General features: G+C 37.7%; 25 protein-coding genes. 10 read left to right on the forward strand and 15 right to left on the reverse strand.

Annotated features, from left to right (window positions below; genetic code table 11):
• The first annotated feature begins 57 nt into the window (after nucleotides 1-57).
• Together cueO and hpt are read left to right on the forward strand one after the other, a co-directional pair.
• The gene (cueO, locus tag ABN212_RS01635) at nucleotides 58-1638 is read left to right on the forward strand and encodes a multicopper oxidase CueO (RefSeq protein ID WP_198619386.1); all 1581 of its coding nucleotides are present in this window, start codon (nucleotides 58-60) and stop codon (nucleotides 1636-1638) included.
• A gap of 159 nt (nucleotides 1639-1797) precedes the next feature.
• Nucleotides 1798-2340 carry a hypoxanthine phosphoribosyltransferase gene (gene hpt, locus ABN212_RS01640; protein WP_151434361.1) on the forward strand — a complete coding sequence of 181 codons (543 nt, stop codon included), beginning with the start codon at nucleotides 1798-1800 and terminating at the stop codon, nucleotides 2338-2340.
• A 56-nt stretch (nucleotides 2341-2396) separates the two neighbouring features.
• Here hpt and ABN212_RS01645 read toward each other — a convergent pair whose 3' ends face one another.
• From ABN212_RS01645 to can, 3 genes are all read right to left on the reverse strand, one after another.
• Entirely contained in the window at nucleotides 2397-2813 is a 417-nt protein-coding gene (locus tag ABN212_RS01645) for a helix-turn-helix domain-containing protein (protein ID WP_198619387.1), read from the reverse strand.
• On the reverse strand, nucleotides 2810-3121 hold the full coding sequence (locus ABN212_RS01650) for a type II toxin-antitoxin system HigB family toxin (protein ID WP_198630227.1): 312 nt from the start codon (nucleotides 3119-3121) through the stop codon (nucleotides 2810-2812). The genes ABN212_RS01645 and ABN212_RS01650 overlap by 4 nt, the downstream gene beginning before the upstream one ends.
• Before the next feature lie 146 nt (nucleotides 3122-3267).
• On the reverse strand, nucleotides 3268-3921 hold the full coding sequence (gene can / locus ABN212_RS01655) for a carbonate dehydratase (RefSeq protein WP_072070989.1): 654 nt from the start codon (nucleotides 3919-3921) through the stop codon (nucleotides 3268-3270).
• A gap of 848 nt (nucleotides 3922-4769) precedes the next feature.
• On the opposite strand from can, the gene ABN212_RS01660 reads away from it, so the two are divergent.
• The 4 genes from ABN212_RS01660 (at nucleotide 4770) to ABN212_RS01675 (ending at nucleotide 8160) form a co-directional block, all read left to right on the forward strand.
• Nucleotides 4770-5705, forward strand: coding sequence for an ABC transporter ATP-binding protein (locus tag ABN212_RS01660; RefSeq protein WP_109371621.1), 936 nt, complete (start codon nucleotides 4770-4772; stop codon nucleotides 5703-5705).
• Complete coding sequence (locus tag ABN212_RS01665) at nucleotides 5702-6472, forward strand: ABC transporter permease (RefSeq protein WP_109371619.1); 771 nt, start codon at nucleotides 5702-5704, stop codon at nucleotides 6470-6472. The genes ABN212_RS01660 and ABN212_RS01665 overlap by 4 nt, the downstream gene beginning before the upstream one ends.
• Before the next feature lie 185 nt (nucleotides 6473-6657).
• Nucleotides 6658-7890: an MFS transporter gene (locus ABN212_RS01670; protein WP_198619388.1), complete on the forward strand. Its 1233-nt coding sequence runs from the start codon at nucleotides 6658-6660 to the stop codon at nucleotides 7888-7890.
• Between the two features lie 87 nt (nucleotides 7891-7977).
• Nucleotides 7978-8160: a DUF2526 family protein gene (locus ABN212_RS01675; RefSeq protein ID WP_109371615.1), complete on the forward strand. Its 183-nt coding sequence runs from the start codon at nucleotides 7978-7980 to the stop codon at nucleotides 8158-8160.
• A 100-nt stretch (nucleotides 8161-8260) separates the two neighbouring features.
• Here ABN212_RS01675 and htpX read toward each other — a convergent pair whose 3' ends face one another.
• The 5 genes from htpX to ABN212_RS01700 form a co-directional block, all read right to left on the reverse strand.
• On the reverse strand, nucleotides 8261-9226 hold the full coding sequence (gene htpX / locus ABN212_RS01680) for a zinc metalloprotease HtpX (RefSeq protein WP_196532270.1): 966 nt from the start codon (nucleotides 9224-9226) through the stop codon (nucleotides 8261-8263).
• Nucleotides 9227-9302: 76 nt separating this feature from the next.
• Nucleotides 9303-9863, reverse strand: a complete 561-nt coding sequence (locus ABN212_RS01685) for a LemA family protein (protein WP_196532269.1) — start codon at nucleotides 9861-9863, stop codon at nucleotides 9303-9305.
• 303 nt (nucleotides 9864-10166) lie between these two features.
• The gene (locus ABN212_RS01690) at nucleotides 10167-10985 is read right to left on the reverse strand and encodes a dimethyl sulfoxide reductase anchor subunit family protein (RefSeq protein WP_349442768.1); all 819 of its coding nucleotides are present in this window, start codon (nucleotides 10983-10985) and stop codon (nucleotides 10167-10169) included.
• Between the two features lie 2 nt (nucleotides 10986-10987).
• Nucleotides 10988-11539, reverse strand: a complete 552-nt coding sequence (locus ABN212_RS01695; RefSeq protein WP_198619391.1) for a 4Fe-4S dicluster domain-containing protein — start codon at nucleotides 11537-11539, stop codon at nucleotides 10988-10990.
• A gap of 2 nt (nucleotides 11540-11541) precedes the next feature.
• On the reverse strand, nucleotides 11542-13878 hold the full coding sequence (locus ABN212_RS01700; protein ID WP_349442769.1) for a molybdopterin-containing oxidoreductase family protein: 2337 nt from the start codon (nucleotides 13876-13878) through the stop codon (nucleotides 11542-11544).
• Nucleotides 13879-14109: 231 nt separating this feature from the next.
• On the opposite strand from ABN212_RS01700, the gene ABN212_RS01705 reads away from it, so the two are divergent.
• Entirely contained in the window at nucleotides 14110-14799 is a 690-nt protein-coding gene (locus ABN212_RS01705) for a helix-turn-helix domain-containing protein (RefSeq protein WP_198619393.1), read from the forward strand.
• Nucleotides 14800-14863: 64 nt separating this feature from the next.
• Here the strand turns inward: ABN212_RS01705 and efeB are convergent, their stop codons facing one another.
• The 6 genes from efeB to ABN212_RS01735 all read right to left on the reverse strand — a co-directional run bounded on the left by efeB (nucleotide 14864) and on the right by ABN212_RS01735 (nucleotide 19436).
• Nucleotides 14864-16129, reverse strand: coding sequence for an iron uptake transporter deferrochelatase/peroxidase subunit (efeB, locus tag ABN212_RS01710; RefSeq protein WP_198630223.1), 1266 nt, complete (start codon nucleotides 16127-16129; stop codon nucleotides 14864-14866).
• Complete coding sequence (locus ABN212_RS01715) at nucleotides 16119-17042, reverse strand: EfeM/EfeO family lipoprotein (RefSeq protein ID WP_349442770.1); 924 nt, start codon at nucleotides 17040-17042, stop codon at nucleotides 16119-16121. The genes efeB and ABN212_RS01715 overlap by 11 nt, the downstream gene beginning before the upstream one ends.
• On the reverse strand, nucleotides 17032-17868 hold the full coding sequence (locus ABN212_RS01720) for an FTR1 family iron permease (RefSeq protein WP_349442771.1): 837 nt from the start codon (nucleotides 17866-17868) through the stop codon (nucleotides 17032-17034). Before ABN212_RS01720 ends, ABN212_RS01715 begins: the two co-directional genes overlap by 11 nt.
• A 2-nt stretch (nucleotides 17869-17870) precedes the next feature.
• Nucleotides 17871-18218 (reverse strand): cupredoxin domain-containing protein, encoded by a 348-nt coding sequence (locus tag ABN212_RS01725; protein ID WP_088493623.1) that lies wholly within the window; start codon nucleotides 18216-18218, stop codon nucleotides 17871-17873.
• A 69-nt stretch (nucleotides 18219-18287) separates the two neighbouring features.
• Complete coding sequence (locus ABN212_RS01730) at nucleotides 18288-18845, reverse strand: iron transporter (RefSeq protein ID WP_349442772.1); 558 nt, start codon at nucleotides 18843-18845, stop codon at nucleotides 18288-18290.
• Between the two features lie 303 nt (nucleotides 18846-19148).
• Nucleotides 19149-19436 carry a helix-turn-helix domain-containing protein gene (locus ABN212_RS01735; protein WP_072063612.1) on the reverse strand — a complete coding sequence of 96 codons (288 nt, stop codon included), beginning with the start codon at nucleotides 19434-19436 and terminating at the stop codon, nucleotides 19149-19151.
• A gap of 602 nt (nucleotides 19437-20038) precedes the next feature.
• Between ABN212_RS01735 and gss the strand changes: the two genes are divergently transcribed.
• The gene (gss, locus tag ABN212_RS01740; protein ID WP_311748429.1) at nucleotides 20039-21916 is read left to right on the forward strand and encodes a bifunctional glutathionylspermidine amidase/synthase; all 1878 of its coding nucleotides are present in this window, start codon (nucleotides 20039-20041) and stop codon (nucleotides 21914-21916) included.
• A gap of 179 nt (nucleotides 21917-22095) precedes the next feature.
• Here the strand turns inward: gss and dsdC are convergent, their stop codons facing one another.
• Nucleotides 22096-23040: a DNA-binding transcriptional regulator DsdC gene (dsdC, locus tag ABN212_RS01745; RefSeq protein ID WP_109371592.1), complete on the reverse strand. Its 945-nt coding sequence runs from the start codon at nucleotides 23038-23040 to the stop codon at nucleotides 22096-22098.
• 223 nt (nucleotides 23041-23263) lie between these two features.
• Here dsdC and dsdX point away from each other — a divergent pair, with 223 nt between their 5' ends.
• Both dsdX and ABN212_RS01755 read left to right on the forward strand, forming a co-directional pair.
• Entirely contained in the window at nucleotides 23264-24601 is a 1338-nt protein-coding gene (gene dsdX, locus ABN212_RS01750; protein ID WP_160230020.1) for a D-serine transporter DsdX, read from the forward strand.
• A 12-nt stretch (nucleotides 24602-24613) separates the two neighbouring features.
• Nucleotides 24614-25942, forward strand: a complete 1329-nt coding sequence (locus tag ABN212_RS01755) for a D-serine ammonia-lyase (protein WP_198619398.1) — start codon at nucleotides 24614-24616, stop codon at nucleotides 25940-25942.
• The last annotated feature ends 176 nt before the right edge of the window (nucleotides 25943-26118 follow it).

The following is a 26118-nucleotide window of genomic DNA, read 5'->3' on the forward strand; positions in this document are numbered from 1 at the left end:
TATTCATCTTATTTCGATAAATACATAATAACTTGTTTTTATTCAAAGGAATATATTATGCAACGTCGCGAATTTTTAAAATTAGGCGCCACATTAAGTGCTGTAACATTATTACCGAGCTGGAGTCGTTTTGCGTTTGCCCAAAGTAACACGCCTTCATTGGCTATTCCACCTCAAATTACCCCAGATGCTCAACAAAAGATTGTTCTTAATATTCAACAAGGTGTTTCTCAATTTATTCCGACGGCAAGTACAACAACTTGGGGTTATAACGGCAGTTTATTAGGACCTGCATTGAAATTGAAACGTGGTCAACCTGTCACTATCAATATCAATAACCAGCTCCCCGAAACGACAACCGTTCACTGGCATGGGCTTGAAATTAGTGGCGAAGAAGATGGCGGCCCTCAAGCAACGATTGCACCTGGGAAATCTCGCACAGTGACCTTTACACCAAACCAAGTTGAATCAACGTGTTGGTTCCATCCTCATACGCATGGTGTAACAGGTCAACAAGTGGCTATGGGGTTAGGCGGATTAGTGATTATTGAAGATGATGAAACTGCAAGCCGAAAATTACCTAATCGCTGGGGTATTGATGATTTACCCGTTATTTTGCAAGACAAACGTTTAGATAGTGAAGGACAAATTGATTATCAGCTTGATGTGATGAGTGCGGCGATTGGCTGGTTTGGCGATATGATGTTGACCAATGGGGCGATCCAACCACAGCATATTGTGCCAAAAGGCTGGGTAAGATTACGATTCTTAAATGGATGTAATGCACGTAGCTTAAATCTGGCCACTAGTGATGGCAGACCCATGTATGTGATCGCCAGTGATGGTGGATTATTAGCAGAACCTGTAAAAGTGACAGAACTCCCTATTTTAATGGGAGAGCGTTTTGAGGTTTTAGTGGATACCTCAGATGGTCGTGATTTTGATATTGTCACTTTACCTGTACGTCAAATGGGCATGGTGTTAGCACCGTTTGATAATGTATTACCTGTATTACGTTTATTACCGTCAGCAGAAAAAGCACAAGGTACTTTACCCGATCAATTAGCATTAATTCCAGCATTACCAACCCTCAGTAACATTGCAACTCGTACATTACATTTACGTATGGATATGCGTTTAGATATGCAAGGTATGATGGCATTAACAGAGCGTTATGGTGATAAAGCATTAGCGGGCATTCATCATGGAATGAGTCATATGCGCCAAGGTAATGGCAATGGCATGATGGGCGGTGGAATGAATTGTGGTCATGGTAATGGAGATCTAGATATTTATACTGCTAATAGTATCAATGGTATTCCATTCTCAATGACAGAGCCTGCATTCGATGTGAAACAGGGTATTTATGAACGTTGGGTTGTTTCTGGTCGTGGTGACATGATGTTACATCCATTCCATGTGCATGGTACGCAATTCCGTATTTTATCTGAAAATGGTCGAGCACCAGAAAAACATCGCCAAGGCTGGAAAGATATCGTGAAAGTTGAAGGTCAATTTAGCGAAATTTTGGTGAAATTCGATCATTTAGCCACAAAAGCGCATCCATTTATGGCGCACTGCCATTTATTAGAGCATGAAGATACCGGTATGATGGCGGGTTTTACCGTTAGTAAATAATCAAACACTGTAAAAACCATTAATATCAGTAAGATAAACTAATGGAAGGCACAAGATTAATATTTTGTGTCTTTATTTTCATTAAATCAGATCATCGCATGATGAAGGAAGTTCTGGTACAATCGTTTGCTTTCCCCGTTAACCCAATCGAAATAAATCATGAAACATATTGTTGATGTCATGATCTCTGAAGAAGAGATCAAACAGCGTATTGCTGAGCTAGGTCGTGAAATCACAGAACATTACCGCCCACGTCAAGAACAACACGATCTTGTCTTAATCGGCTTGTTAAAAGGTTCTTTTATTTTTATGGCAGATTTATGTCGTGAAATTAATGTGAACCACGAAGTCGATTTTATGACTGTATCAAGTTACGGTAATGGTATGACGTCAACGCGTGACGTTAAAATCATTAAAGATCTCGATGAAGATATTCGTGGTAAAGATGTTCTGATTGTTGAAGATATTATTGACTCAGGTAATACCTTAAATCGCGTTAAAGAGATTTTAAGCTTACGTGAGCCAGCTTCTATTTCTATCTGTACTTTATTGGATAAACCATCACGCCGTGAAGTTGATGTACCTGTTGAATGGATTGGCTACTCCATTGAAGATAAATTTGTTATCGGTTACGGCATCGATTACGCACAACGTTATCGCCACCTGCCTTATATTGGGCATGTAACGTTATTAGATGAGTAATGAATTTACTTAAAATAGAAGTGAAAAACCCGCTGTAGGCGGGTTTTTTGTTGGTCTTATTTAATAAAAATAGATACAGGTAAATTAAATCGAGCTGCTAGTTTTTTAATATGTTCTAGCGTGAGATTACGTTCACCATTTAAAATGCGGCTTACATAAGAGCGCGAACCTAATTCTTCTTTAAAATCAGTGGTGTTTAATTGATATTGCTCCATTAATGTACGCAAAACAGCAATGGCATCATCACATTGATTTAGTCTTGCATTGAATGCTCTAAATTCAGGAGCACTATTCTCATATTCATCAATTTTATGACAAAGCATATCAATTAAAGGATTATCTGGGTCGTGTTCTACTAAGTATTCAACTAATTTGACACCTTCTTCATAGTCTTTACGAGATTGGCTACGACCAAGAATAGGAACTATATTGACTAGGCTATTAGCAGCCTTAATTGCATCAATAATCATCATTCTTTTGTTCTCCGATAGTAATCAATGAGTTTATCGTATTCAGCATGAGTAGAAATATGTTTTACAAATATTTTGTCGCGTTCAAAATCTGCAAAGAATAGGATCCTTAGCGTATTTCCACCAATATTGATAACCCACCATTTTTCTCTATATTTCATTCTATCTAAACTTGGGAAGATTTTTTTTAATGCTTCAGGTGTTTGATAAGTATTCTGCTTTAGCGTTCTGTAAGTATCAGTAAGTGATTGAGTACAATTGGGGAAACGTGTAGATGCTAAATCAAAAGGCTCTCGTGATATTACGTGCATTCCCTGTCCCTTGTTTCCTATTTGACAACAGCATAGCACTCTTTTTCGTTGTTGCCAAATAGGCAACTTCATGTTTTTAATATATGAAAAAGCCCTAATATTATTTTAAATATCAAGGCTTCTAATGACTTTTTATGGTGAGTAAATTAACGCGGATGGCTTAATTTTGCCATCGCTTGGCGATACGAAAGTTCAAGTTTTTCACGACTATCAGAAGTGACATCAAGGTCGTGTAGCTCACCGTTATTTAAACCGTAAACCCAACCGTGGATCATTACTTTTTGTCCGCGTTTCCACGCTGCTTGCATGATCGTCGAGTGACCAAGGTTGTACACTTGTTCGATAACGTTTAGCTCACAAAGTAGGTTTAATCTATCATGTGGTGCCAGTTCACCTAACATGGAACTGTGCTTGTACCAAATATCGCGGATATGCAGTAACCAGTTATTGATAAGACCTAATTCAGTGCCTTCAATCGCTGCTTCAATACCACCACAACCATAGTGACCACAGACAATAATGTGTTCAACTTGCAATACATCAACTGCATATTGGATCACAGAAAGACAGTTTAAATCAGTGTGGATCACTAAGTTTGCGACATTACGATGAACAAAGAGGTCACCAGGTGCTGCGTTAATTAATTTTTCTGCTGGAACGCGGCTGTCAGAGCAACCGATCCATAAAAAGTGAGGTTTTTGACCTTTACAGAGATCTTTAAAAAACTGAGGGTTTTCTTCAGTAACAGATTCTGACCATTGCTTGTTATTGGCTAACAGCTCTTCAATTTTTCTCATCATGACGTGACTGCCTGTAAATTCGGTTTCCCACCATTTGCGCTGACAGTACGCCAACACGAAATAGCTCTTGTGTTATTGTTGGATGCGAGAGATCCGTTAAGAAAGGGTATTTTTATACCATTACTTTTGAATTAATCAGAGGGCTTTTTAAAGCCAAGTGACAGATAATTGCTTGTATTTTTTCGCGTTCAAATAAGATAGATCTTTTTATAGCATTTGTTTAATGAATTTATCAATACATTCTTTGATGTAAATCAAATGTATAAAAAGATAACTGTTTGTTAAGCCTACTGTTGTATTATTCAAAAATAGACACTTATAAATATTATATAAATAAATTTAATGATTATGATTATTGGTTTTATTTTTATACTGAAAGCATAAATGATAAAAAATAAAGAACATCATTGATTGAGATAATGAATGGCGAGATAATATTCATCAGTAAACTTGAGAAACAAAGGCAATAATTTTATTGGTATCAATTAGGCTAAATGATTGCACTAAGGGATAAATTTATTAAAACATCAGAATATCAGTAAGAAATAAAAGAACCTTGAGCCTTGATTGCTAATTTACATTCTCTTCAGGTCTTATTCTTTGTTATTAAAATAGTTAAAAAATATTTATTTATTCGTTTGTGTCATAAACCCTAAAACGGTTTATTTACGACCTTATTTTCTCTAGAATATCCTTATTCCATTTTGATCTTATTGAACTAAGCCTATTTTCTGAATTGAAGCGTGTGAGCAATGCTTAGCATTAGCAAGGTTTAGTTGAATAGCTATTTTCTGATTTCAGCTCAGTCAATGCTGAATAATGCAGTTGATAAAAGGTAATTCCCACTTATGACGTATGCATTGGAGTTAACGGAGTTAACGAAAACTTATCACAATGGCGTAAAAGCGCTAAAAGGTATTAATCTCACCGTTGAGGCTGGCGATTTCTATGCTTTATTAGGTCCTAATGGTGCGGGTAAATCGACCACGATTGGTATTATTAGCTCTTTAGTCAATAAGAGTAGCGGCAAAGTAAAAGTGTTTGGTTATGACACCGATACCGATATGGTAAATGCAAAACGCCAGTTAGGATTAGTGCCACAAGAATTCAATTTCAACCCGTTTGAAACCGTATTACAAATTGTTCTCAACCAAGCGGGTTATTATGGCGTGCCTCGTAAATTAGCATTAGAACGTGCCGAAATTTACTTAACTCAGCTAGATTTATGGGAAAAACGTGATGATAGAGCACGTTTTTTATCGGGGGGGATGAAGCGCCGTTTAATGATTGCGCGTGCATTAATGCATCAACCGAAATTGCTTATTCTTGATGAACCTACCGCGGGTGTTGATATTGAATTACGCCGCTCAATGTGGACGTTTTTAAAACAATTAAATGCTGAAGGTACCACCATTATTTTAACGACTCACTATTTAGAAGAAGCAGAAATGCTGTGTCGGAATATTGGTATTATTCAACGTGGTGAGCTGGTTGAAAATACCAGTATGAAAGGTTTATTAAGTAAATTAGAGTCTGAAACATTTATTTTAGACTTAGCACCTAAAAGCCCATTACCTGAATTACAAAATTATCAATATCGCTTGGTTGATACATCTACTTTAGAAGTCGATGTTAAAAGAGAACAAGGATTAAACAGTGTTTTTGCTCAACTTAATGCACAAGGTATTCAAGTGTTAAGTATGAGAAATAAAGCCAATCGTCTTGAAGAATTATTTGTTCATTTAGTGAATGAAGATCATACAGTAGAAGGAGAGAGGGAATGATTCAGCTGTATTGGGTAGCCCTCAAAACAATTTGGATTAAAGAAGTCACCCGTTTTGGTCGTATTTGGGTGCAAACATTAATTCCACCAGTGATAACAATGTCTCTCTATTTTGTTATTTTCGGGAACCTAATTGGTAAACGAATTGGCGATATGGGGGGCGTAGATTATATGCAGTTTATTGTTCCTGGCCTGATTATGATGGCAGTAATAACAAACTCTTATGCCAATGTTTCCTCTTCCTTTTTTGGTGCTAAATTCCAACGTAGCATTGAAGAATTATTAGTTTCACCTGTTCCAACGCATGTTGTTATTGCGGGCTTTGTCGGTGGGGGTGTTGCTCGTGGTATTTGTGTTGGAGTATTAGTGACGGTAGTTTCACTCTTTTTTGTACCATTGGAAATACACTCTTGGACAATGGTCGTCGTGACATTACTGATGACCTCAATTGTGTTTTCACTCGCGGGGTTATTAAATGCGATTTTTGCGAAAACCTTTGATGATATTAGTATTATTCCAACTTTTGTTTTAACACCATTAACCTATTTAGGCGGTGTGTTTTACTCACTGTCACTCTTGCCTGAATTCTGGCAAGGTGTATCTAAATTAAACCCGATTGTTTACATGATCAGTGGTTTCCGTTATGGTTTTCTGGGCATTACTGATGTCTCTTTAACAGTGACGATTAGCGTACTGTGTCTTTTCATTGCTGTGTTTTATGTTATTGCATGGTATTTAATTGAAAAAGGTCGTGGTTTAAGAAGCTAATCAAAAAAACACGATCGATAGTTATAAAGTTTGAAATCGGTATCTTAATTAGAGATACCGATTTTTTTTAGCTATTTTTTCAGCATAAATGTTAATTTTTATTTAAATAATGACTTCGCTATTAACAAAATGGTTTTTCTTGTTTAGTATACTAAACACTTTGATGGGGATGGAAAGAAAATGTAATGACAACGGCAAGCCAAACAGGCAAAGCGCCTGAGGCAATCTCTCGTAATAAACTTTTATGTATTGCAGGTATGGGATGGACTTTTGATGCAATGGATGTGGGACTATTGGCTTTTTTACTCACAGCATTAAAAGAAGATTGGGGATTAACCGCATCGCAATTGGGTTGGATTGGTAGTGTAAACTCAATTGGTATGGCCGTAGGCGCTTTTGTATTTGGCATTATGGCGGATAGAAAAGGGCGAAAGCCTGTTTTCATCTTCACATTGCTATTGTTTAGCTTAGGTTGTGGATTAACGGCATTAGCAAGCTCTTTAATGGTCGTGCTTGTTTTACGCTTTTTTATTGGTATGGGATTAGGTGGGGAATTACCTGTTGCTTCAACACTGGTCAGTGAAAGTGTTGAAACCCACGAACGAGGTCGTATTGTTGTTTTACTCGAAAGTTTTTGGGCGGTAGGTTGGCTAATTGCGGCTCTGATTGCGTATTTTATTATTCCTGATTATGGCTGGCGTATGGCAATGCTATTAAGCGCATTACCTGCGGTATATGCCCTTTATCTACGTTCAAAATTACCTGAGCCTGTATCTCCTCACACTTCACAGAAAAAAACACGCTTATCTATTCGCCAATCAATGGCATTGATTTGGTCACCTCAATATCGTCGTTCAACATTAATGTTGTGGATATTATGGTTTTGTGTGGTCTTCTCTTATTACGGTATTTTCTTGTGGTTGCCTAGTGTCGCTATGTTAAAAGGCTTTAGTTTAATTAAGAGCTTTCAATATGTGCTTATTATGACATTAGCGCAGTTACCCGGTTATTTTACGGCAGCTTGGTTAATTGAGCGCTATGGGCGAAAGTTTGTTTTAGTGACTTATTTAGCTGGAACAGCCATTAGTGCTTATTATTTCAGTGTGGCTGACTCTACTGCAACATTGCTTATTTTCGGGATGTTGTTATCGTTCTTTAATTTGGGGGCATGGGGGGCTTTATATGCTTATACACCAGAACAATATCCCGATGGAATTCGAACAACGGGTGCTGGAACAGCAACTGCAATAGGGCGTATTGGTGGAATATTAGGACCTTTAATGGTGGGATATTTGGTTCAATATCAATTTGAAATAAGCTCAATATTTCTGATATTCAGTTTTTCGATTGTAATTGGAATATTAGCGGTGATGTTATTGGGGCAAGAGACAAAAAATAAGCCACTTAACTCAATTTAGTCATGCTTTGTGCGACTAAAAATATAGAATTTCTCTTTCTTGTAATATGATAGCAGTTAAGATTTTTATGAGAAAAAGGAAATAACGATGTCTCATTATGATGAAGTGGTTAAACAGGTTGATGATGCTATTGCCACAACCAGTATTCAAACCATGAATGAACTTTTAGTGGAATTAGGTAAAGATAAAACGATTGAGTTTCCACAGCGTTATGAGCAACAAGAGCGTTTACGTACGGCTATTTTCCATCACGGTGAAAAACATCGTTAGTCGGATTGTTGCTAAGAAATAAGAATTAAAAAGCGTTTTCACCTGTTTATCAATATGGTGAAAACGTTTTTTTCTTTTTACTACATTGTATCAACATGAATTAAAACGTCTTTCGACCTTCTAGCACTGCGATCCTATTTTCAATGGAGGGATGCGTTGAGAAAAACGAATCTCCTTTATTAAAAATAAAGGCTGCTTTACGATAAGCACGTCCCGTCGAACCATCTTCAAAATTTTCAGTGTCATGTTGTGCTGAAATTTTCTTTAATGCATTAATCATCGCTTGATTATCTTGGGTTAAATCAACCGCAGCGGCATCTGCCATATATTCACGAGTACGGGACAAATAGAAATAGAGCACCTGTGTAATGATCGGCAACACCAAGTTTAGAATAATTAAAATGAGCCGTGCTTTACTTGCTGCATCATTACTTTTACCACCACGGTTACCAGAGGCAATATATAAGCGGCTACCAAAGATATTTGTTACCGTCAGAATAACGTTAGCTAATATACCAACATATAACGTTAGTCGTGAATCACCATGAATAATATGCCCTGTTTCATGCGCTAATACTGCTTGTACTTCTTGGCGATTAAGGCGATTTAATAAGCCTGTTGTTACACCAATAAAGGCGTTTTTCTCAGACCAACCCGCTGCGAAGGCATTCGCTTCTGGTGTATCAAGAAGATAGAGTTTAGGAATGTAGCCAAGAGTTGCACTTAAGCTAAGCTCTTCAACAATATTAAGGAGTTGGCGCTCTTGTGCATTTAAAGTGTCATCAGGGCTAATTAATCGCGCATTCATTCCCGTGAGCATAATTTTATGCCCTTTAAAATGAATAAAGATAAGCAATAAAATCGAGATGGCGAGAATAATTAATGTTGCAATAGGGAGCGTTTTGAAAGTCAGAAATGCCAACATATTATCAGTAAGATCTAAATAAGGATTGGCTCCAATAGCAGTATCCACCAGCAAACCGATCATAAGCATTAAGAGTAAATATGTTGCTATAACAAAACGAGTTCGAATAGCATTTTTTCGTAGAACATTTCTGAAATCCATTAGTGACTCCAAACAGCACCGTTAAGTGCTGTTTTTATCAATCTAGAAGTAATAAGTATCTTTTATCACTATCAAATTAATCGAAATTAATGCGGCGTGCTTCTTCTGCTTTAATGGTTTCTTCATCAAGGCGCCAGTACTCTTTATCAATAACAAGGCTTGGGAAAATTTTGACGATAAATACCGCAGGAATAGAGGCGATGAAAGCACGGTATTGCTCTAAAGTACGGTTGTAACCGCGCTTTGCAAAAGAGAGTTTATTTTCTGTTGAAACAATCTCTTCTTGTAAATTCGCCATGATAGTGTCGGATTTTAATTCAGGGTAATTTTCAACCGCGACATTAATGGCACCACTTGAGACAATTTTTGATAACTCATCTTCAGCCGCTTTGGCTTCTTTGGTATTTGCGCTTTGAGATTGTGTTCTTAATTCAGTTATTTTAGTAAATACTTCAGACTCATGACTAAGGTATTTTTTAACGGTGGCTAATAAGCTATCAAACACTTTGCCACGACGATCTAATTGCACTGAAATTTCAGTCTCACTTGAGATAACCGCTTCACGCATAGAGATAATACGGTTGTAATAATAAAAAATAAGACCTAATAACGCGATGGTAATAATTAATCCAGTCATGTGAAGCGCTCTCTTTTCTAATAGTAAACAGGGAATTGTGCTAAATTATTAATGTTAATTTTGCCTATTATTGATAAAGATAGCCAGATGATTATTTCAACAAAGATAAAAAGAGTACTGATAAGGTAAAATCAATAATATGGGCGAGATAAAAAAATACCCCGAATAAATTCGGGGTAAAATGAAAAATAATGCTAGGGTAAATAAAAAAATATCAAGTGAATCATCGGGGATAAAACTAGGTTAAATAAGCAAGCTAACTAAGCTATTTAACCCAGCTATTAACCTAGAGAAATAACATACTTAAAACCAAGGTGCTTGCGCCATTACATTGCCATAAAACAACATTCTTCCTGTAATTTCGCCACTAAAAAGCATCAAAATAGCGATAATAGAGAGCGATGTTTTGCTAAATGAAGCACTATGAGACAACGTAATAATACAAATACCCATAATCAGACTAGCAATGACTTGCCACCATAATAATAGGCTTGCTACATCTGCACCGAGTACTTGTGCTCTCATAACTAATCCCACAAGTACTAATAATGCGCCGATTAACGTCCCTATTTTTAATGAATTGCTAATGGTTTTACCTTGTAAACGTAACCAAGGGATCATCGAGCCAAAGCCAAGCAACAAGGCTGTACCAATAAAGCTAATTTGTGTTGCTGGTGTATGCCATAACGGGTGTGCCTGCATTTGGTAATAGATTTGTGCCGTAACCAAAATAACAGGCAAACCAATAACGCCACAAAATAAGCCAAGTAGGCTATTACGGCGGATGGCATGAGGTTGTACCCAACTGGCTAATGCCCATAATGAAATCAATCCATTTAGCATCACGAAGGCAATAGCTTCGCGACTTAACCAAGAGTGAGCGATACCTAATACAGAACGATAAGCGCTAAGTGGATCACCCAAATGCCCCATCGACATTGAGGAGCCAACAACTTCAATTAGCCAAATTAGTGCAATCGTTGTTCGTAACGCTTTGGTATTTAATATCGCTGAGTTTTGTGTCTGGTTTTGCCATTGATACAGTGAAAGTGCTAATACGGCACCAATGCCCCACTGACTCATCACCGTAAACAGGACTAACGGCAGTTGATAATCATGCATGATTAATCCTCCATACCAATAATGACAATATTAGGATTACTGATGGTGTGATCAGGAACGCCATAGCGTTTTTCCAATAAAGTCCAATTTGTTGTATGTTTTTTACGTAAATCTTCAATGTCACCAAATTCGATGGCACTCGTAGGGCAAGACTCGACGCAACGTGGTTTCAAGCCTTCATCCAGTCTATCTGCGCACATGTTGCATTTACTGGTTTTGCCTTCAACGGGATCATAAACGGGTGCATTATAAGGACAGGCCATAATACACATCTGGCAACCAATGCATTTGTCATGATCTTGCACGACAATACCATCCTCACGTTTGGTATAAGTGTCAGCTGGACAGACTTTTAGGCATTGTGGATCATCACAATGGTTACAAGACATAGTAATAAAGGCTTGTGCATTAGGTTGATCTTCGTTGAATTCACGAACACGACGCCATAGCACACCGGGTGGTGTTACGTTTTCAGATTTACATGCCATAGAGCAGGTGCGGCAACCGTAGCAATCTTTGGTATTTATCAGAAAACCATACTGTTTCTTCGCCATGATCATGCCTCCCGTCTTACGTTAACTAAGGTGCTATTACAGCAATGACCATTACCTAAAGGCTCTACGTGATCATTGGTGACATGGCTACTACTTCCGCCTTGTTGCTCCCACCATCCATTGTCTAATGAGATAACACCTTGCTTAATGTGAGTGGTCACAACGGCAATCGCGCGGTGTTCACCTCGATCATTAAACGCGATAGCCCATTCACCATTTTTAATACCGCGAGCTAAGGCATCATTAGGATGGATAAGAATATTCGGCTGATTACGCTGTACTTCTAAGATCCATTCATTCATACCATGACTGGAGTGAACACTACGGGCGAGTTTGCGTTGTACCGCCATAAGAGGATACTTTTGGGCAAGTTCAGGTGAGCCTTTTATCGATTCTTTTACTGGATAATAGGTGACAATAGGGGAGTAATTTTTTCCCTGCCACTCTTCAATAAAGAAGTGCGCTTTTTTCGTTGAAGTACGGAAAATACCATCTTTAAATGGGATCCAATCGCCTTCAACTGGGCGTACTGGGCCTTTTTCAAGCATTTCTCGAGTAATACCAGAGCCTTTTAGGCAAGCATCAATGTAATGTTCGATAGGCTGATTAAAGACTTCACCAAAGCCAAAACGCTCAGCAAGGCGAGCAAAGATCCAATAATCAGGTTTTGCTTCTCCTGGTGGCTCAACGGCTTTTTCCATTAATTGCACATACTGACTACGAACACCCGCCATTAAACTGGTATCTTCAAAAATAGTGGTAACAGGAAGCACAAGGTCGGCATAAAGTGCCGTGGATGACATCAAGTTATCTGCGACAACAACAAAAGGTACTTTTTTCAGTGCATTACGCACCATATTTGTGTTAGGAAGTTGCGTCATCACCCCCATTGTCATGATCCACCAAAAGTTAATTGGGTGTGGTCTTTCATTGACAATCCAATCACCGACTTTTGCAACAGGGATTGGTTTAATGGGTTTTGCATTAGGTGCTGGTGGAATAATCGGGCTAAATTTCGCCATTTGACGAGCACCGCCCGCATCACAAACTCCTGCACCTTTTTTACCGATATTGCCGGTTAATAAGGCGAGATAAAACTGGCTTGCTGCGACATAAGCACCAAACTCTGTTCGTTGAGCGCCTGACATATTTTGCACAATCATCGCTGGTTTGGTGGTGGCATAATCGCGAGCTAAACGAATGATCGTTTCTTTTGGAATATCCGTTTCTTGGCTGGTTTTTTCGATAGTCCAAGGTTGTGCTTGTTGATAAATTTGCTCAAAAACTGTCACATAGTCAGCATTAGCAGGCAGTTCATCATGAGTTAACGCAGGAACAATATTCGCTGTTTCATGGTGAACAAGTTGCTGACTTAATGTATCAAAAACCAGATAGCTATCTTTATCATCATCAGATTGGCGTAATAGTTTTTGTTGTGAGTCAACAAGGTAAACGGCACCGGTATGCGCCCGTAAAAAAGGTTTATCAGTGAGATTTTCTTCAATGATAATTTTGATCATTCCTAAAGCGAGTGCGGTATCTGTACCAGGTACAATAGGGATCCATTCATCGGCTTTAGCCGCAGTTTCATTAAAGCGAGGATCAATAACCACCATTCTGGCGCCATTTCGGCGAGCTTGGTTGTAGTTTTTAAAATAGGCTTGCATAGTGACTGCTGGGTTATTACCCCAACAAAGAATATAGCGACTATCTTTTACCGTATCTCGAGTATCTGCATAGCGTAGACCCACCATTGGGATCATCGCTGCGGTTACAGCAGAACAGCATAAAGAGCCAGCTTGTTTTGTGGAGCCTCCTAAGTAATCGAAAAACGCTTTACCCATATCGTTTTTAATCGAGTCCATATTGCCTGCATGAGTGGAGATAAATAGCCCCTCATTGCCAAACTTATCAATGGTTTCTCTGATATTCTTTTCAATAAGATCAAGCGCTTCATTCCAACTGATCGGTTTAAAGCCGGCTTTCCCTTTTTCGCCAACACGTAATAAAGGTGTGGTTAAACGATCTTTATGGTATACCCACTTAGTTCGGCTCATACCACGCAAACAGCATTTCACATTAAAGCCTTCAGTGGCTTCAACTTTGATAAGTTGCCCATTATGTGTAAAAGCTGTTAGGTTACAGTGCAAACATTCCATCGCACAGGTTGAACGAAAGGTTTTATATTCGGATAATTTGATCCGTACTTTTTGGTTATATATGGGTTTATTTTCATTAACTAGACTGAACGCGTTAGGAGAAAGAGCGGCCACGCCAATAGCGCCCATTCCTTTTAACAACGTTCTTCTATTTAATTCCCATTTTTGATTTTTAGACATAGACATTCTCACGCACAAGAAAAGTTAACTATATATAAACTCAATTCATATATAGTTAACCTTGAGTTAGATCATCTAAAAATAGACAAAGAAAATAATCGATAGAAAATGATTAAAAAGCCCTATTTAAAATAAGGTTTTAGTGAAATAAACTAGTAAAAATGACAAAAAAAGAATAATGGGATATCGTCATAAAGCAAAGTAAATAACGAATAGGTGTGAAGAAAATAAATGCAGAATTCTCAAGGAGTTAACTCGGTTGATATCGCTATTACCATTCTCGAATTTATTGCGTCGAATGGGGGTATTGCCCGATCGTCAGATATTGCAAAAGCCTGTTCGCTTTCAAAAAGTCGCTTACATAAGTATTTAGTTTCACTTTGTCGCTCAGAAATGCTGTATCAAGAAAGTGAAGGAAGCCAGTATTGTTTGGGCAGTAAAATTCTTTTTTTAGCGCAGGCAACGCCAAAACCACAATCCTTTGTGGATGAGATTAATCAGCTATTATGTGAGTTCAGAGACGAACATAATATGTCTACGGGATTGGTGATATCTCAAGGTAATCAACTGTTTTTAACACGTTACAACCGTAGCTTTAAACATGTTGATATCGATTTTTTGCCTGATACTCCTGTTCCTCATAAAATTAGTGCCGCGGGTGCTGTTTTTGCCACCTTTAGTGATTTGATGATTGAAGCAGATTTATCACAAAAGCAGCAAAATACTATTCGCCAACAAGGTTTTGCTATTCGTCAGGAGCCTGCTGATGGTATTCCTGGCGCACAATCTATTTCATGTCCTGTATTTAATAAAAAAGGGGAAATGGTGGCGGCAGTATTGACGATGGGATTTATTGAACCTGAAAGGCAAGTGGAGCTAGGCAATGCATTAAAAGCAAAAATGGCGCATTTCTCCCATTAATTTGCTAAAGAACGTATTTAGGCACTTTTGCATTAAAAGCAAAGTGCCTAAAATCGTGTGTTGATTAATCGAATAGTCCTTTTGCCAGAATGTCGCCTTCTTGTGAAACACCGGGTAACACAAAGTAATATCCACCGCCAAAAGGTTTGATATAACGCTCTAAGGGTTCACCATCTAAACGTTTTTGGGTATCAATAAACCCTTTTTTAAGGTTATTTTGAAATGAGATAAAGATCAGCCCCATATCTAGTTGACCTGAAGGCGTTAATCCTAATGAGTAGCTATAACTACGTCGGCGTAATTTTGCACTGTAACGTTCTGGATTTCTTGGTTCAGCTCGTCGCATATGAGAATCAAATAGCACTCTGTCACCGTGGGGATCTTTTTCAAATTGAGGATCGTCCATCTCTTGCTTCATACCTATTGGTGCACCCGTTGAGCGATGGCGCCCAAAGTTATTTTCTTGATCTTCAAGCGGTGTTCTATCCCAAAATTCCAAAGCAAAACGAATAAGGCGAACAGCTTGATAACTTCCACCTAAACACCACTGTGGCTCTTTTTGTTTCTCAGTGATCCAAACAAGATCATCCATCAAACTATTATCTGAAGAAGGGGCGTTGCCCGAGCCATCTTTAAAGCCAAAAAGATTAATAGGTGTTTGTCGATTATCGATATCACGAGAAGGAAGAAAGCCATCGATTTTCCATACAGCATAAACCTTCCCTGACAGATGTTTTAAAATATCTCTTAACGCATAAATTACACTTTCTGGGCTATTCGCACAAAGTTGCAGTAATACATCGCCACCACACCATTTAGGATCGAGTCGGTCATTAGGAAAGGGTTTCATGGGCTCTAAGCGCTTAGGTTTTTTAGCTTGAAAACCAAAACGGCTATCAAAAAAACTATCACCTAAAGCAACGGTGACGGTTAATTCATCAGGGTGTAATTGTGTTCCTAAAATACCAGATTCAGCAGGGGGAAGATGCGGGTTAGCCCTTTGTTGAAGTTCTCTGGGTTGAGTTAAAAATGCAATTCGTTGTGTCAGTGTTGTAAATACTCTTTTTATATCATCGGCGTTTGTTACTGTCAGATTAAGTGCAATCAATGAGGCATGTTTTTGTTCTGGCGTAATAACACCCGCTTGATGTTTACCTAAATAGGCAATAGCGCGCTGATAACGAGGTATTGAAGAAGCGCTTTGTTTTTCTACTGCTTTCGCTCCTATACTGGCGAGTAATAGACTCCCTCCTAACCATTTTAACGTTGTACGTTTATTTAGGTTAACAGGATTTTTTGATAGCGATTTAAAGAGAGTTTTATTTTTCATCACTTGCTTCTTTATAGTGATAGTAAACATCAATATTGAGCGTGCTACGCAAGTTTGCCACTTGCTCTGCTAATTGTGTCACTTGAGAAAAAAGCCAACTTTTTTCTGTTTCAGGAAGCGCGGTTAAAGGCTGGAATAGACCTTCATCGCGCTGATATTTTAAAAGCAGAGCACCTATATCGTCATACTGTTTGATAAGCAGTTGATATTCTGTCGTTGGAATATGATTAGATAAGATCTCTACGATTAAGCGCGATCCAGATAAATTGGCATAACTATCACCCAGATCGCTGTTTGAATATTGATTTTCAATACCAGCGAGTTTGTCAGTTAAAATAAACTCTAAGCTATCACCCGCAGATTGAACCAATTTAGGAATAGGAATATCTTCAATCGCGACACGTTTTTTTAAGTCACTAATGCCTCTTAAAAGGGCTTTTGCTGATTCGGTGGCTTTTTGAAGATCTTTTAATTTAAACAGTTGATATTCAACTAAATGAAATCCTGAAAAACGAGGTGAATTTTCTCTTTCAAGAAAGAAATCGGCTCGATTATTCAATAAACGTTCGCTTGTACCAAAAAGGGCAATAATAGGGCGGATCACTTCATAATGATAATGCGCTTGTTGATAAGCATTTTGTGCATTAATAAGCTGATTTTTTTCACTATTTTCGATTAATTTATCGAGCGATTTTTCAACTAGCGTTAATTTTTCAACAGCCTTTTCTCGATAATTTAAAATATCGGTTTCAAACTTTTTAGGAGTGGGGATATCCCCTTTGGCAATAACGACATTGTCGCTATCTTGAATAATACCCTGAATAATTTTTTCGGCATAAATAGGAAAAGAAAACAACAAGATAAATAGAAAAATGGTGATCTTTTTACTTAGCAACTTTACATTATTTAGCATGGCGAGCGCCTCGCTTAAATAACAGTGCTACAACCACCCAATACACAATAAATGTCACCACGCTTAAACCAATGGGTTGAGAGCGATAAGCAAAAAACGAGACTAAAAAATTACCAAAGACACTGGAATCATCAAGAATATGGCTAATATCCCAAAGCGGATAAATAAAGAAATCAGGTAATTCAAAATCTATTTCAATCAATAGATTTGCAATTTCTTCTACGGCTTTTAATAACAGAGAAACGGCAAGGAATAGTAATAAAAATCCTGTTACGGTAAAGAAATAGCGCCATGAAATAACTTTTGAAGTCAGCAAAAATAGCCATAGTGTGAATGCAGCGACAAGTAAGCCAATAAAGACCTCAATAAAGAAAGGTAGTGCTGTTTGTGCATTTAGGGCCATAATATGGCTAGAGAGGAATACCACGACTTCGCTGCCTTCTCTGGCAATCGCAATGGCAATAATCAATAAAATACCCCATGCACTTTGTTGCTGTGTTTTTTGGGTGAGTTCATTTTCTATATTTGCTTTTAATGATTTTCCTTGCCCATTCATCCAATAAACCATCTGCACAATAAGTACACAAGCGAGGATCTCCATTGCGATCATAAATAGAGATTGCCACATATCTTCGAGTGAGCTAAATACGCCATAAATACTTAGCGCTAGAATAATGGCAAGAAATAACCCAAATACCACGCCACCCCATAAATATTTCATACCTTGTTGTGGTGTTGGTGAACGTTTTATCCACGCATAAATAATGCCTACCACTAATAGCGCTTCAAAACTTTCTCGCCAAACAACAAACAGAACTTGTCCCATAATTACTCTGCCTTTTCAGTTGCAACAATTTCACCTTGAGGATGAGAAAGGTGAAAATCATCAAAGAAGGTGTAACGGCCTGGTTTTAGTGGTGCGATTACAACGACAGAATTGGCGCCCGGTGCTAATACTTTTTCTTTACGTAGCTGTGTACTTTCAAATTCAACAGGGCTAGTGCCTGTATTACGAATTTTTATTCTAATAGGTGTTTTAGCGGGGACTTCAAGTACTTGGGGAATAAGTTCGCCATCTTTCATTTCTAATTCAACGGTGTATTTCTCTGCTGCAAAAACAGAGGATGTCACCATTAACAGTAGTAATAATGTATATTTAGAGAGAGTTTTGATCATCAGCGTTTCACTTAAAAAAAGAGAAAAAGGATAAATCCAAAGGGTTGGATTTATCCGTTATCAAGCTAATTAGTAACTGCCTTTACGACCCGTACCGCTATAGGTGAAATCCCATGACACTTCAAAGGGTTCAAACCAAGGTGAAACACCCGTTTCTTTATCGATATGGCGACCAAAAGCGATATCTTTGTTGTATGAAGGCGGGTAAATTTTATAGGTCACGTTATATTGACCATTCCCGTCTAGTTTCAGGTTTTCACCATAGTGAGGGCCATCGTTGGCAACCATCGCCATAAATGTACCTTGTTGTTTTTTCGCAGGCGCGTCGGATTTTGTTACGGTGTATTCGATGGTGAGGTAAGGGATCCAATCACCCTCAGCAAATCCATTCGGATTATCTTCCGTAGCATGAATATCTGCTTCTAAATGGATATCTGCCTTATCAGCAGCCAAGTGATTCATCGCATGATGACCTTCTTCGGTATCCATTGTGATAGGTTGGAGATAAACCCCTTGAATTTCCATACCATTTTTAAGAATAGGATGACCAACTGGATACTCGACAGCAAAAGCGGACGCAGAAAGAAATGAGAGTGCAGTGAGAGAGAGTGCATAGCGATATTTCATGTTTAACCCCTATTATTGAATGATAATTGTTATTATTCTTAATAAGGTTAACATAATTTGTATTAGAAATAGGAGATAATCTATACGAAAAATATCGCTTAAGTTGGCAGGGAAGTCAGTGAAAATAGTGATAACATTTTCTTTTATAAAAGAAAAAAATTTGTTGTTCTGAAAGAAATATATGAATGGGATTAATAATTCCAGGTAATAATACTCAATGAAATCATCTAATTAAGAATAATATATGGAAATCTTATTTATCATAATAAGAAGATAAAATAGAAGACTTCCATATTAAGAATATTAAATTTGACTTTGAGCACTCCAAAACTGTTTGGACTGTGTCAGCGCTACAGCTGAAACTTGCTCTTCATTTGGTGGGAGGAAAAATGCAGGAGTGACTTTTAGCTCTTGTGCAATATGAAAGAGCATATCAACATCAATCTTACATAGCCCATTCTCATAACGTGAAAATTGTTGCTGGCTAATACCGACTCGTTCCGCGACAACTTTTGCTGACAAGCGAAGTTGCTGGCGTTGTTTACGAATTTTATGCCCAATAATTTGAGAAATGGGATAAATCTTTGACATTAGTGACCTCATTCTTCCTATCAACCACCAATAATATCCAATAAATTGAATATTAAGTTTCCGTGATGGATCTTCAAAATAAACAAGCACTCCAGCTTGAATGAGTCAAATCCATACTACTGTGTTATCGGTTAATTGGATGAATTATTTATACCCGTTACGTTATAAGATGATATTAATTTTCATTAAACTATTTTGAGATCTTTCTTTTTTCTAGCAGGATAATCGAGGATTTTTTGATAAGCAGTGCTATATATTGCCTAAACACCATTTATTCTGTTATTTATGCTCGCATTTATGATTAATAAAGAGTAAATAATGCAATCACAATAAAAAAGATAAAGCCCTCTTTGACTGTATTTATACTCGAAAATACCTTTTATAGGCTTTTTATAATGGGTTATTTTTGAGTTTTTTTTTATCTCGCTGCGATTTCCCTTCTTAAAATAGCGTCAAACCCAAACAATAATTTTCATTTTATTGTTATTTATAAAATTACATTCACATCTAATAGTCTACGGCGTTAAGATTGTTATCTATAATACTTAGGCAAATTATAAGTATTGCAGGGTAATTATCTATTTATCGTCAAGGTCGAGATTATGAATGTAAAAGATATCATTCGTCATGAACCATTTGGAACATTGCTAGGCTATGCGCCTGGTGGTGTCGCGATTTACTCTTCAGATTACAGCAGTATTGATAAAGAAGACTATGCCGCTAATGATTCATTCCGTAGTTATATTGGTAATGAATATATGGGGCATAAGTGGCAGTGTGTTGAGTTTGCTCGCCGTTTTCTCTATTTACATTATGGAACTGTATTTACTGATGTGGGAATGGCTTATGAGATATTCTCGCTGCGTTTTTTACGCAAAACCATAAATGACGATATATTGCCATTACAAGCCTTTGCCAATGGTAGTAAACAGTCGCCAGCAGTGGGTGCTTTGCTGATTTGGCAAGAAGGTGGTGAGTTTAAAGTAACAGGGCATGTTGCGGTTATTACTGAAGTGCTTGAAGATAAAATTCGTATTGCGGAACAAAATGTTATCCACACTCGATTACCTGCTGGGCAACAGTGGACTCGAGAATTACCGCTTAAAGTGACGGATAACGGTTACTTTATTCAAGATACTTTTGATAATACAACTCTATTAGGTTGGATGATCCAAACAGAGCCTAATGCTTATAGCCTTCCTCAACCTAAAATTGCGCCTGAACTGTTAGCCATTCATGCGGAAAAACTTGAGAATAAAGGCCAGTTGGATGGCAAATGGTTAGATGAAAGTTCACCGCTAGAAAAAGCGTATGTCGTCGCACAACACGGTCATATCATCAATCAAGATAGCTATGAATATTTCACCATTTCAGAAAGTGCAGAGCAGGAACTTATTCGTGCAAGTAATGAAATGCATTTGATGTATTTGCATGCAACTGAAAAAGTGTTGAAAGACGATAATCTACTGCGTTTATTCGATATTCCTGAAGTGTTGTGGCCTCGTATTCGTTTGTCATGGCAAAACAGACGCCATCAAATGATCACGGGACGATTAGATTTTTGTATGGATGAACGTGGTGTCAAAGTTTATGAATATAATGCTGACTCTGCCTCTTGCCATACCGAAGCTGGCTTAATCATCGAGAAATGGGCACAGAAAGGTGGAATTAAAGAGGGTTTTAACCCTGGTGAACGCTTACTTGATGCATTAGCGGATGCTTGGAAACACTGTGATGCAAAACCTTTTGTGCATATTCTTCAAGATGATGATAGTGAAGAAGATTATCACGCTCTCTTTATGCAACAATCACTGAATCAAGCAGGTTATAACAGTAAAATTCTACGTGGATTAGATGAACTTCATTGGAATAGTCGTGGTCAATTGATTGATGCAGACAAGCGGGTTGTTGAATGTGTTTGGAAAACATGGGCTTGGGAAACAGCATTAGACCAACTAAGAGAAGAGAGTGAACAACAAGCACTGATCCCTATTCGTACAGGGCATCCTGAAGGCGAAGTCCGCTTGGTCGATGTGCTTTTACGTCCTGAAATTACCGTTTTTGAACCTCTTTGGACACTTATTCCTAGTAATAAAGCGATTCTACCTATTTTATGGCAATTGTTCCCAGATAATCCTTATTTGTTAGATACTGATTTCACAGTGACACCTCGTCTTGCACAAAGTGGTTATGCGGTTAAACCGATTGCGGGTCGTTGTGGTAGTAACATTGGTTTAGTCGATCATAAAGATAATGTGTTAGATGAAACCAGTGGTCAGTTTGATCATCAAGAAAATATTTACCAAGAATTATGGTGTTTACCAAAAGTGGCAAATCGTTATATCCAAGTTTGCACCTTTACAGTGGGCGGGCATTATGGCGGTTGTTGTTTACGTTCAGACCCAACTCTAGTTATTAAAAAAGAGAGTGATATTGAACCTTTAATTGTGATTGAAGATAAACACTTTCTAGCTAAATAAGATCATAGACGTTTAGAATTAATAAACGATAGACCCGCCTAATTGGCGGGTTTATTTTAATAAATAATATTCTCAGTGATATGTTTTCTATTTGCGACGATTAAACCTGCATATTTTGCAATAGCGACGATCTGTTGTGTTGAAAAGGTCATCTCTTTCATCGGATTTTCCTTAGAAAATTACATTCTTTCCTTGATTTGTTTTTTCAGCCACTGAATGAAAAGCTGTACTTTAGCATTATTTTTTTCATTTCTAGTGACGAGGTAATAACGCTGAGCACAAAAAAGCTCACTATTATCAAAAGGAATAATTAATTCTTTATTAGCCAGTTGTTTTTGCACTAAACGTTTTCTTCCCATCGCCACTCCTGAGTGGTTAACCGCAGCAATAACAGCAAGATCAGAGCGGTCAAAACAGATATTGCTACGATTAGGAAAAAGTGAAAGCCCCATATATTCACTCCAAGCTCGCCATTCGTCGAAATCAGAGTTATTACTCCAAGCTTGCCTATCATGCAGTAAGGTGCAATTGGATAGATGATGAATATTACCAATAAGCTCATGTTTTTTAGCATATTCAGGGCTACATACGGGAATAATAGATTCTGAAATTAAATCTTCGCAATAAAGATTTTGTAGTTGTTTATCATCAAAATAAATCGCCAGATCAATGCCATAACCTCGAAAGTTAATATCATCATTTCCTGTGAGTAGATTTAATTCAATAGAGGGATAACGTTCAGTAAAATCTGAAATAAGAGGAACTAGCCAACATTGGGCAATAGAAGGTCGTGAATAAACGGTGAGAATGCCTGAGACTTCTTGGTTATGAATATCTAAAATTTCTTGGTTAATATCTTCTAGCGTTTTTTTAAGCGCCCAATAAATTCGTTCACCTTCTTCTGTTAACTCTATTCGGCGATGAAAGCGGTCAAATAGCTTGATACCTAATTCTTCTTCTAACGTATTAATACGATGACTAATAGCACTTGGCGTTAAGGACAGTTCTTCTGCTGCTAAAGCGAATGAAAGGTGGCGACCTGTTGCTTCAAAAGTGTGAAGTCTTGCTAATTGATAACTAGATAATCGTTTATTTCTTAAAATCACGCTAGAAGATTCAAACATTCTTTTATTCTCGTTTTGTTGTTAATAGTAACGTAGGTTAACAATCAAGCTAATGTTAAGATGAAATACCATGCTGCTACTTATCATAATGTGATTATTTGTGCATTGTGTCACTTATTTGAGTTAATTGAGTTCATCTTAGTGTAAATTTTCATCATTTGTAAGTACCGAATGATTAATATTCAATATGATTAACAATAAATAAAATATTTGGGATGGATATATGGATTCAACGTTATGGGTGCTGGGTACTCTTATAATTAGTATCTTGCTCATTGTTTTTACTATAATAAAACTTAAGTTTCATCCGTTTTTAGCCTTACTATTGGCAAGCTTCTTTGTGGGTACTGCAATGAAGATGAATCCTTTAGAAATGGTAAATGCGATTGAAAACGGTATTGGTGGTACGTTAGGATTTTTAGCAGCAATTATCGGTTTAGGAACTATTCTTGGTAAGATGATGGAAATATCAGGTGCCGCAGAACGCATCGGTATTACATTACAAAAATGCCGTTGGTTATCTCCAGACGTTATTATGGTATTGGTTGGTCTTATTTGTGGTATTACACTCTTTGTTGAAGTGGGTGTGGTATTACTGATCCCTCTTGCTTTCTCTATTGCGAAAAAAACAAATACTTCATTATTAAAATTAGCTATTCCATTATGTACAGCGTTAATGGCTGTTCACTGTATTGTTCCTCCTCATCCTGCTGCATTATTCGTGACTAATGAATTAGGGGCAGATATGGGAACCGTTATTGTTGCGGGTCTTGCAGTTGGTTTAGTCGCATCTTTAGTGGGTGGTCCTTTATTCTTAAAAATATTAGGTGAACGCTTACCATTTAAAACAGTACCTGAAGAATTTTCTGATATGGAAATTCGTGAAGAAAAAGATTTACCTTCATTAGGTGCCACTCTCTTTACTGTATTACTGCCTATTGTTCTGATGTTGATAAAAACAGCAGCAGAATTAAATATGACAAAGGGAACATCGCTTTATACTGCATTACAGTTTATTGGTAACCCAATTACTGCGATGTTTATTGCTGCCTTTGTTGCTTATTATATTCTAGGTATTCGCCGTAATATGGGCATGAATACGTTATTGAAGAAAACAGAAGATAGCTTTAGCTCTATTGCCAACATCTTATTAATTATTGGTGCGGGTGGTGCTTTTAATGGCATTTTAAAAGGTAGTGGTTTAAGTGAATCTTTAGCGTTAATTCTTTCTAACTTAGATATGCATCCTATTTTATTGGCTTGGTTAGTCGCCATTATCCTTCATGCTGCTGTTGGTTCTGCAACTGTTGCAATGATGGGCGCGACTGCAATTGTTGCACCACTAATGCCTTTATACCCAGACATTAGCCCTGAAATTATTACATTAGCAATTGGTTCAGGTGCTATTGGTTGTACCATCGTCACAGACTCACTGTTTTGGTTAGTGAAACAGTATTGTAATGCAACTTTAAGTGAAACTTTTCGTTTTTACAGTGTCGCGACCTTTATTGCCTCCTTTGTCGCATTAGGCGGTACATTTATGCTTTCTTTTGTCATATAAAAGAGAACGACTATGAACCATATAGATATAAATAAATTAACAAGCAATTTTCCACTAGTTCGTGACTTAGTGGACTTAAAAGAAGTGGTTTGGTTTAACCCAAAAGTGACCACCACTGACCAGGGACTTCCATATGTTGGTTTAACGCAAGATGACGTAATTGACGCACAAGCGAGATTACAACGTTTTGCACCTTATTTAGCAAAAGCATTTCCAGAAACGGCTGTCACTCAAGGAATTATCGAATCAGAAGTGGTTGATATTCCTAAAATGAAAGTCGCACTTGAAAAGCGTTATAACACGTCCATTAGCGGTCAATTGCGTTTGAAAAAGGACAGTCATTTACCTATTTCTGGCTCAATTAAAGCGCGTGGTGGGATTTATGAAGTACTGACTCATGCTGAGAAATTAGCGATAAACGCGGGATTGTTGAGCACAGACGATAATTATGAAAAATTATTTTCTGATAAATTTCGTGAATTCTTTAGCCAATACAGCATTGCTGTTGGCTCAACAGGCAACTTAGGTATGTCTATTGGGATCATGAGTGCGAAATTAGGCTTTAGTGTGAGTGTTCATATGTCTGCTGATGCACGTCAGTGGAAGAAAGATAAATTACGTTCTCATGGTGTTAATGTTGTTGAATATGAACAAGATTACAGCATTGCGGTAGAAGAAGGCCGCAAAGAAGCAGAGAAAGATCCTAACTGTTTCTTTATCGATGATGAAAACTCAAAAACATTATTTTTGGGTTATGCGGTAGCGGGATTACGTTTAAAACGCCAATTTGAAGAGCAAGGTGTTCGTGTTGATAGTGAGCATCCTCTGTTTGTTTATCTGCCTTGTGGTGTCGGTGGTGGCCCTGGTGGTGTTGCATTTGGGCTAAAACTGGCATTTGGTGACGCAGTACACTGTTTATTTGCAGAACCAACGCACTCACCTTGTATGTTATTGGGTGTTTATACCCAATTACATGAAGGCATCTCTGTACAAGAGATTGGTATCGATAACGTAACTGCGGCTGATGGTCTTGCTGTCGGTCGTGCATCAGGCTTTGTTGGTCGAGCAATGGAGCGCTTAATTGATGGTTATTACACTATTGATGACCAAGAGCTTTATGACTTACTCAGTTTATTAAATAAAGAAGAAGGGATTAAGTTAGAACCTTCGGCTTTAGCTGGAATGACAGGTGCTGTACATGTCACTCAAGCTAAAGATTATCTGCAAGGATTATCACTAGACAGTCAAAAAATGCAAAATGCAACGCATTTAGTATGGGCTACTGGTGGTGGTATGGTTCCAGCAGATGAAATGCAAAAATATCTCGCTCAAGGAAAATAGAGAGAGAACGGAGGCTATCAGCTTTTGTTCTGATAGCTTCTCAAAAAATAAAGGGAGTAGTACAAGTATTTTTCTAAAACAATAAAAACGTAGCAATATGCTACACCAAGCATTACCTCAAACATTCACACCAGGATGTCACACCAGGGGAAAATGTCGTAGTATTATTATAAAAA

This window comes from Proteus genomosp. 6 (assembly GCF_040139785.1).
Taxonomy (GTDB): Bacteria; Pseudomonadota; Gammaproteobacteria; order Enterobacterales; family Enterobacteriaceae; genus Proteus.

Coding starts and splice junctions, on each gene's coding strand:
- ABN212_RS01645 (WP_198619387.1), bottom strand. CDS start 2,813: ATGATGATTATTGATGCAATTAAGGCTGCTAATAGCCTAGTCAATATA.
- ABN212_RS01725 (WP_088493623.1), bottom strand. CDS start 18,218: ATGATCAAAACTCTCTCTAAATATACATTATTACTACTGTTAATGGTG.
- ABN212_RS01755 (WP_198619398.1), top strand. CDS start 24,614: ATGAACCATATAGATATAAATAAATTAACAAGCAATTTTCCACTAGTT.
- dsdX (WP_160230020.1), top strand. CDS start 23,264: ATGGATTCAACGTTATGGGTGCTGGGTACTCTTATAATTAGTATCTTG.
- ABN212_RS01730 (WP_349442772.1), bottom strand. CDS start 18,845: ATGAAATATCGCTATGCACTCTCTCTCACTGCACTCTCATTTCTTTCT.
- ABN212_RS01700 (WP_349442769.1), bottom strand. CDS start 13,878: ATGTCTAAAAATCAAAAATGGGAATTAAATAGAAGAACGTTGTTAAAA.
- ABN212_RS01685 (WP_196532269.1), bottom strand. CDS start 9,863: ATGACTGGATTAATTATTACCATCGCGTTATTAGGTCTTATTTTTTAT.
- hpt (WP_151434361.1), top strand. CDS start 1,798: ATGAAACATATTGTTGATGTCATGATCTCTGAAGAAGAGATCAAACAG.
- dsdC (WP_109371592.1), bottom strand. CDS start 23,040: ATGTTTGAATCTTCTAGCGTGATTTTAAGAAATAAACGATTATCTAGT.
- gss (WP_311748429.1), top strand. CDS start 20,039: ATGAATGTAAAAGATATCATTCGTCATGAACCATTTGGAACATTGCTA.
- ABN212_RS01675 (WP_109371615.1), top strand. CDS start 7,978: ATGTCTCATTATGATGAAGTGGTTAAACAGGTTGATGATGCTATTGCC.
- ABN212_RS01720 (WP_349442771.1), bottom strand. CDS start 17,868: ATGGGACAAGTTCTGTTTGTTGTTTGGCGAGAAAGTTTTGAAGCGCTA.
- ABN212_RS01650 (WP_198630227.1), bottom strand. CDS start 3,121: ATGCACGTAATATCACGAGAGCCTTTTGATTTAGCATCTACACGTTTC.
- ABN212_RS01660 (WP_109371621.1), top strand. CDS start 4,770: ATGACGTATGCATTGGAGTTAACGGAGTTAACGAAAACTTATCACAAT.
- can (WP_072070989.1), bottom strand. CDS start 3,921: ATGATGAGAAAAATTGAAGAGCTGTTAGCCAATAACAAGCAATGGTCA.
- ABN212_RS01735 (WP_072063612.1), bottom strand. CDS start 19,436: ATGTCAAAGATTTATCCCATTTCTCAAATTATTGGGCATAAAATTCGT.
- ABN212_RS01665 (WP_109371619.1), top strand. CDS start 5,702: ATGATTCAGCTGTATTGGGTAGCCCTCAAAACAATTTGGATTAAAGAA.
- ABN212_RS01690 (WP_349442768.1), bottom strand. CDS start 10,985: ATGCATGATTATCAACTGCCGTTAGTCCTGTTTACGGTGATGAGTCAG.
- htpX (WP_196532270.1), bottom strand. CDS start 9,226: ATGGATTTCAGAAATGTTCTACGAAAAAATGCTATTCGAACTCGTTTT.
- ABN212_RS01715 (WP_349442770.1), bottom strand. CDS start 17,042: ATGCTAAATAATGTAAAGTTGCTAAGTAAAAAGATCACCATTTTTCTA.
- ABN212_RS01670 (WP_198619388.1), top strand. CDS start 6,658: ATGACAACGGCAAGCCAAACAGGCAAAGCGCCTGAGGCAATCTCTCGT.
- cueO (WP_198619386.1), top strand. CDS start 58: ATGCAACGTCGCGAATTTTTAAAATTAGGCGCCACATTAAGTGCTGTA.
- ABN212_RS01705 (WP_198619393.1), top strand. CDS start 14,110: ATGCAGAATTCTCAAGGAGTTAACTCGGTTGATATCGCTATTACCATT.
- ABN212_RS01695 (WP_198619391.1), bottom strand. CDS start 11,539: ATGGCGAAGAAACAGTATGGTTTTCTGATAAATACCAAAGATTGCTAC.
- efeB (WP_198630223.1), bottom strand. CDS start 16,129: ATGAAAAATAAAACTCTCTTTAAATCGCTATCAAAAAATCCTGTTAAC.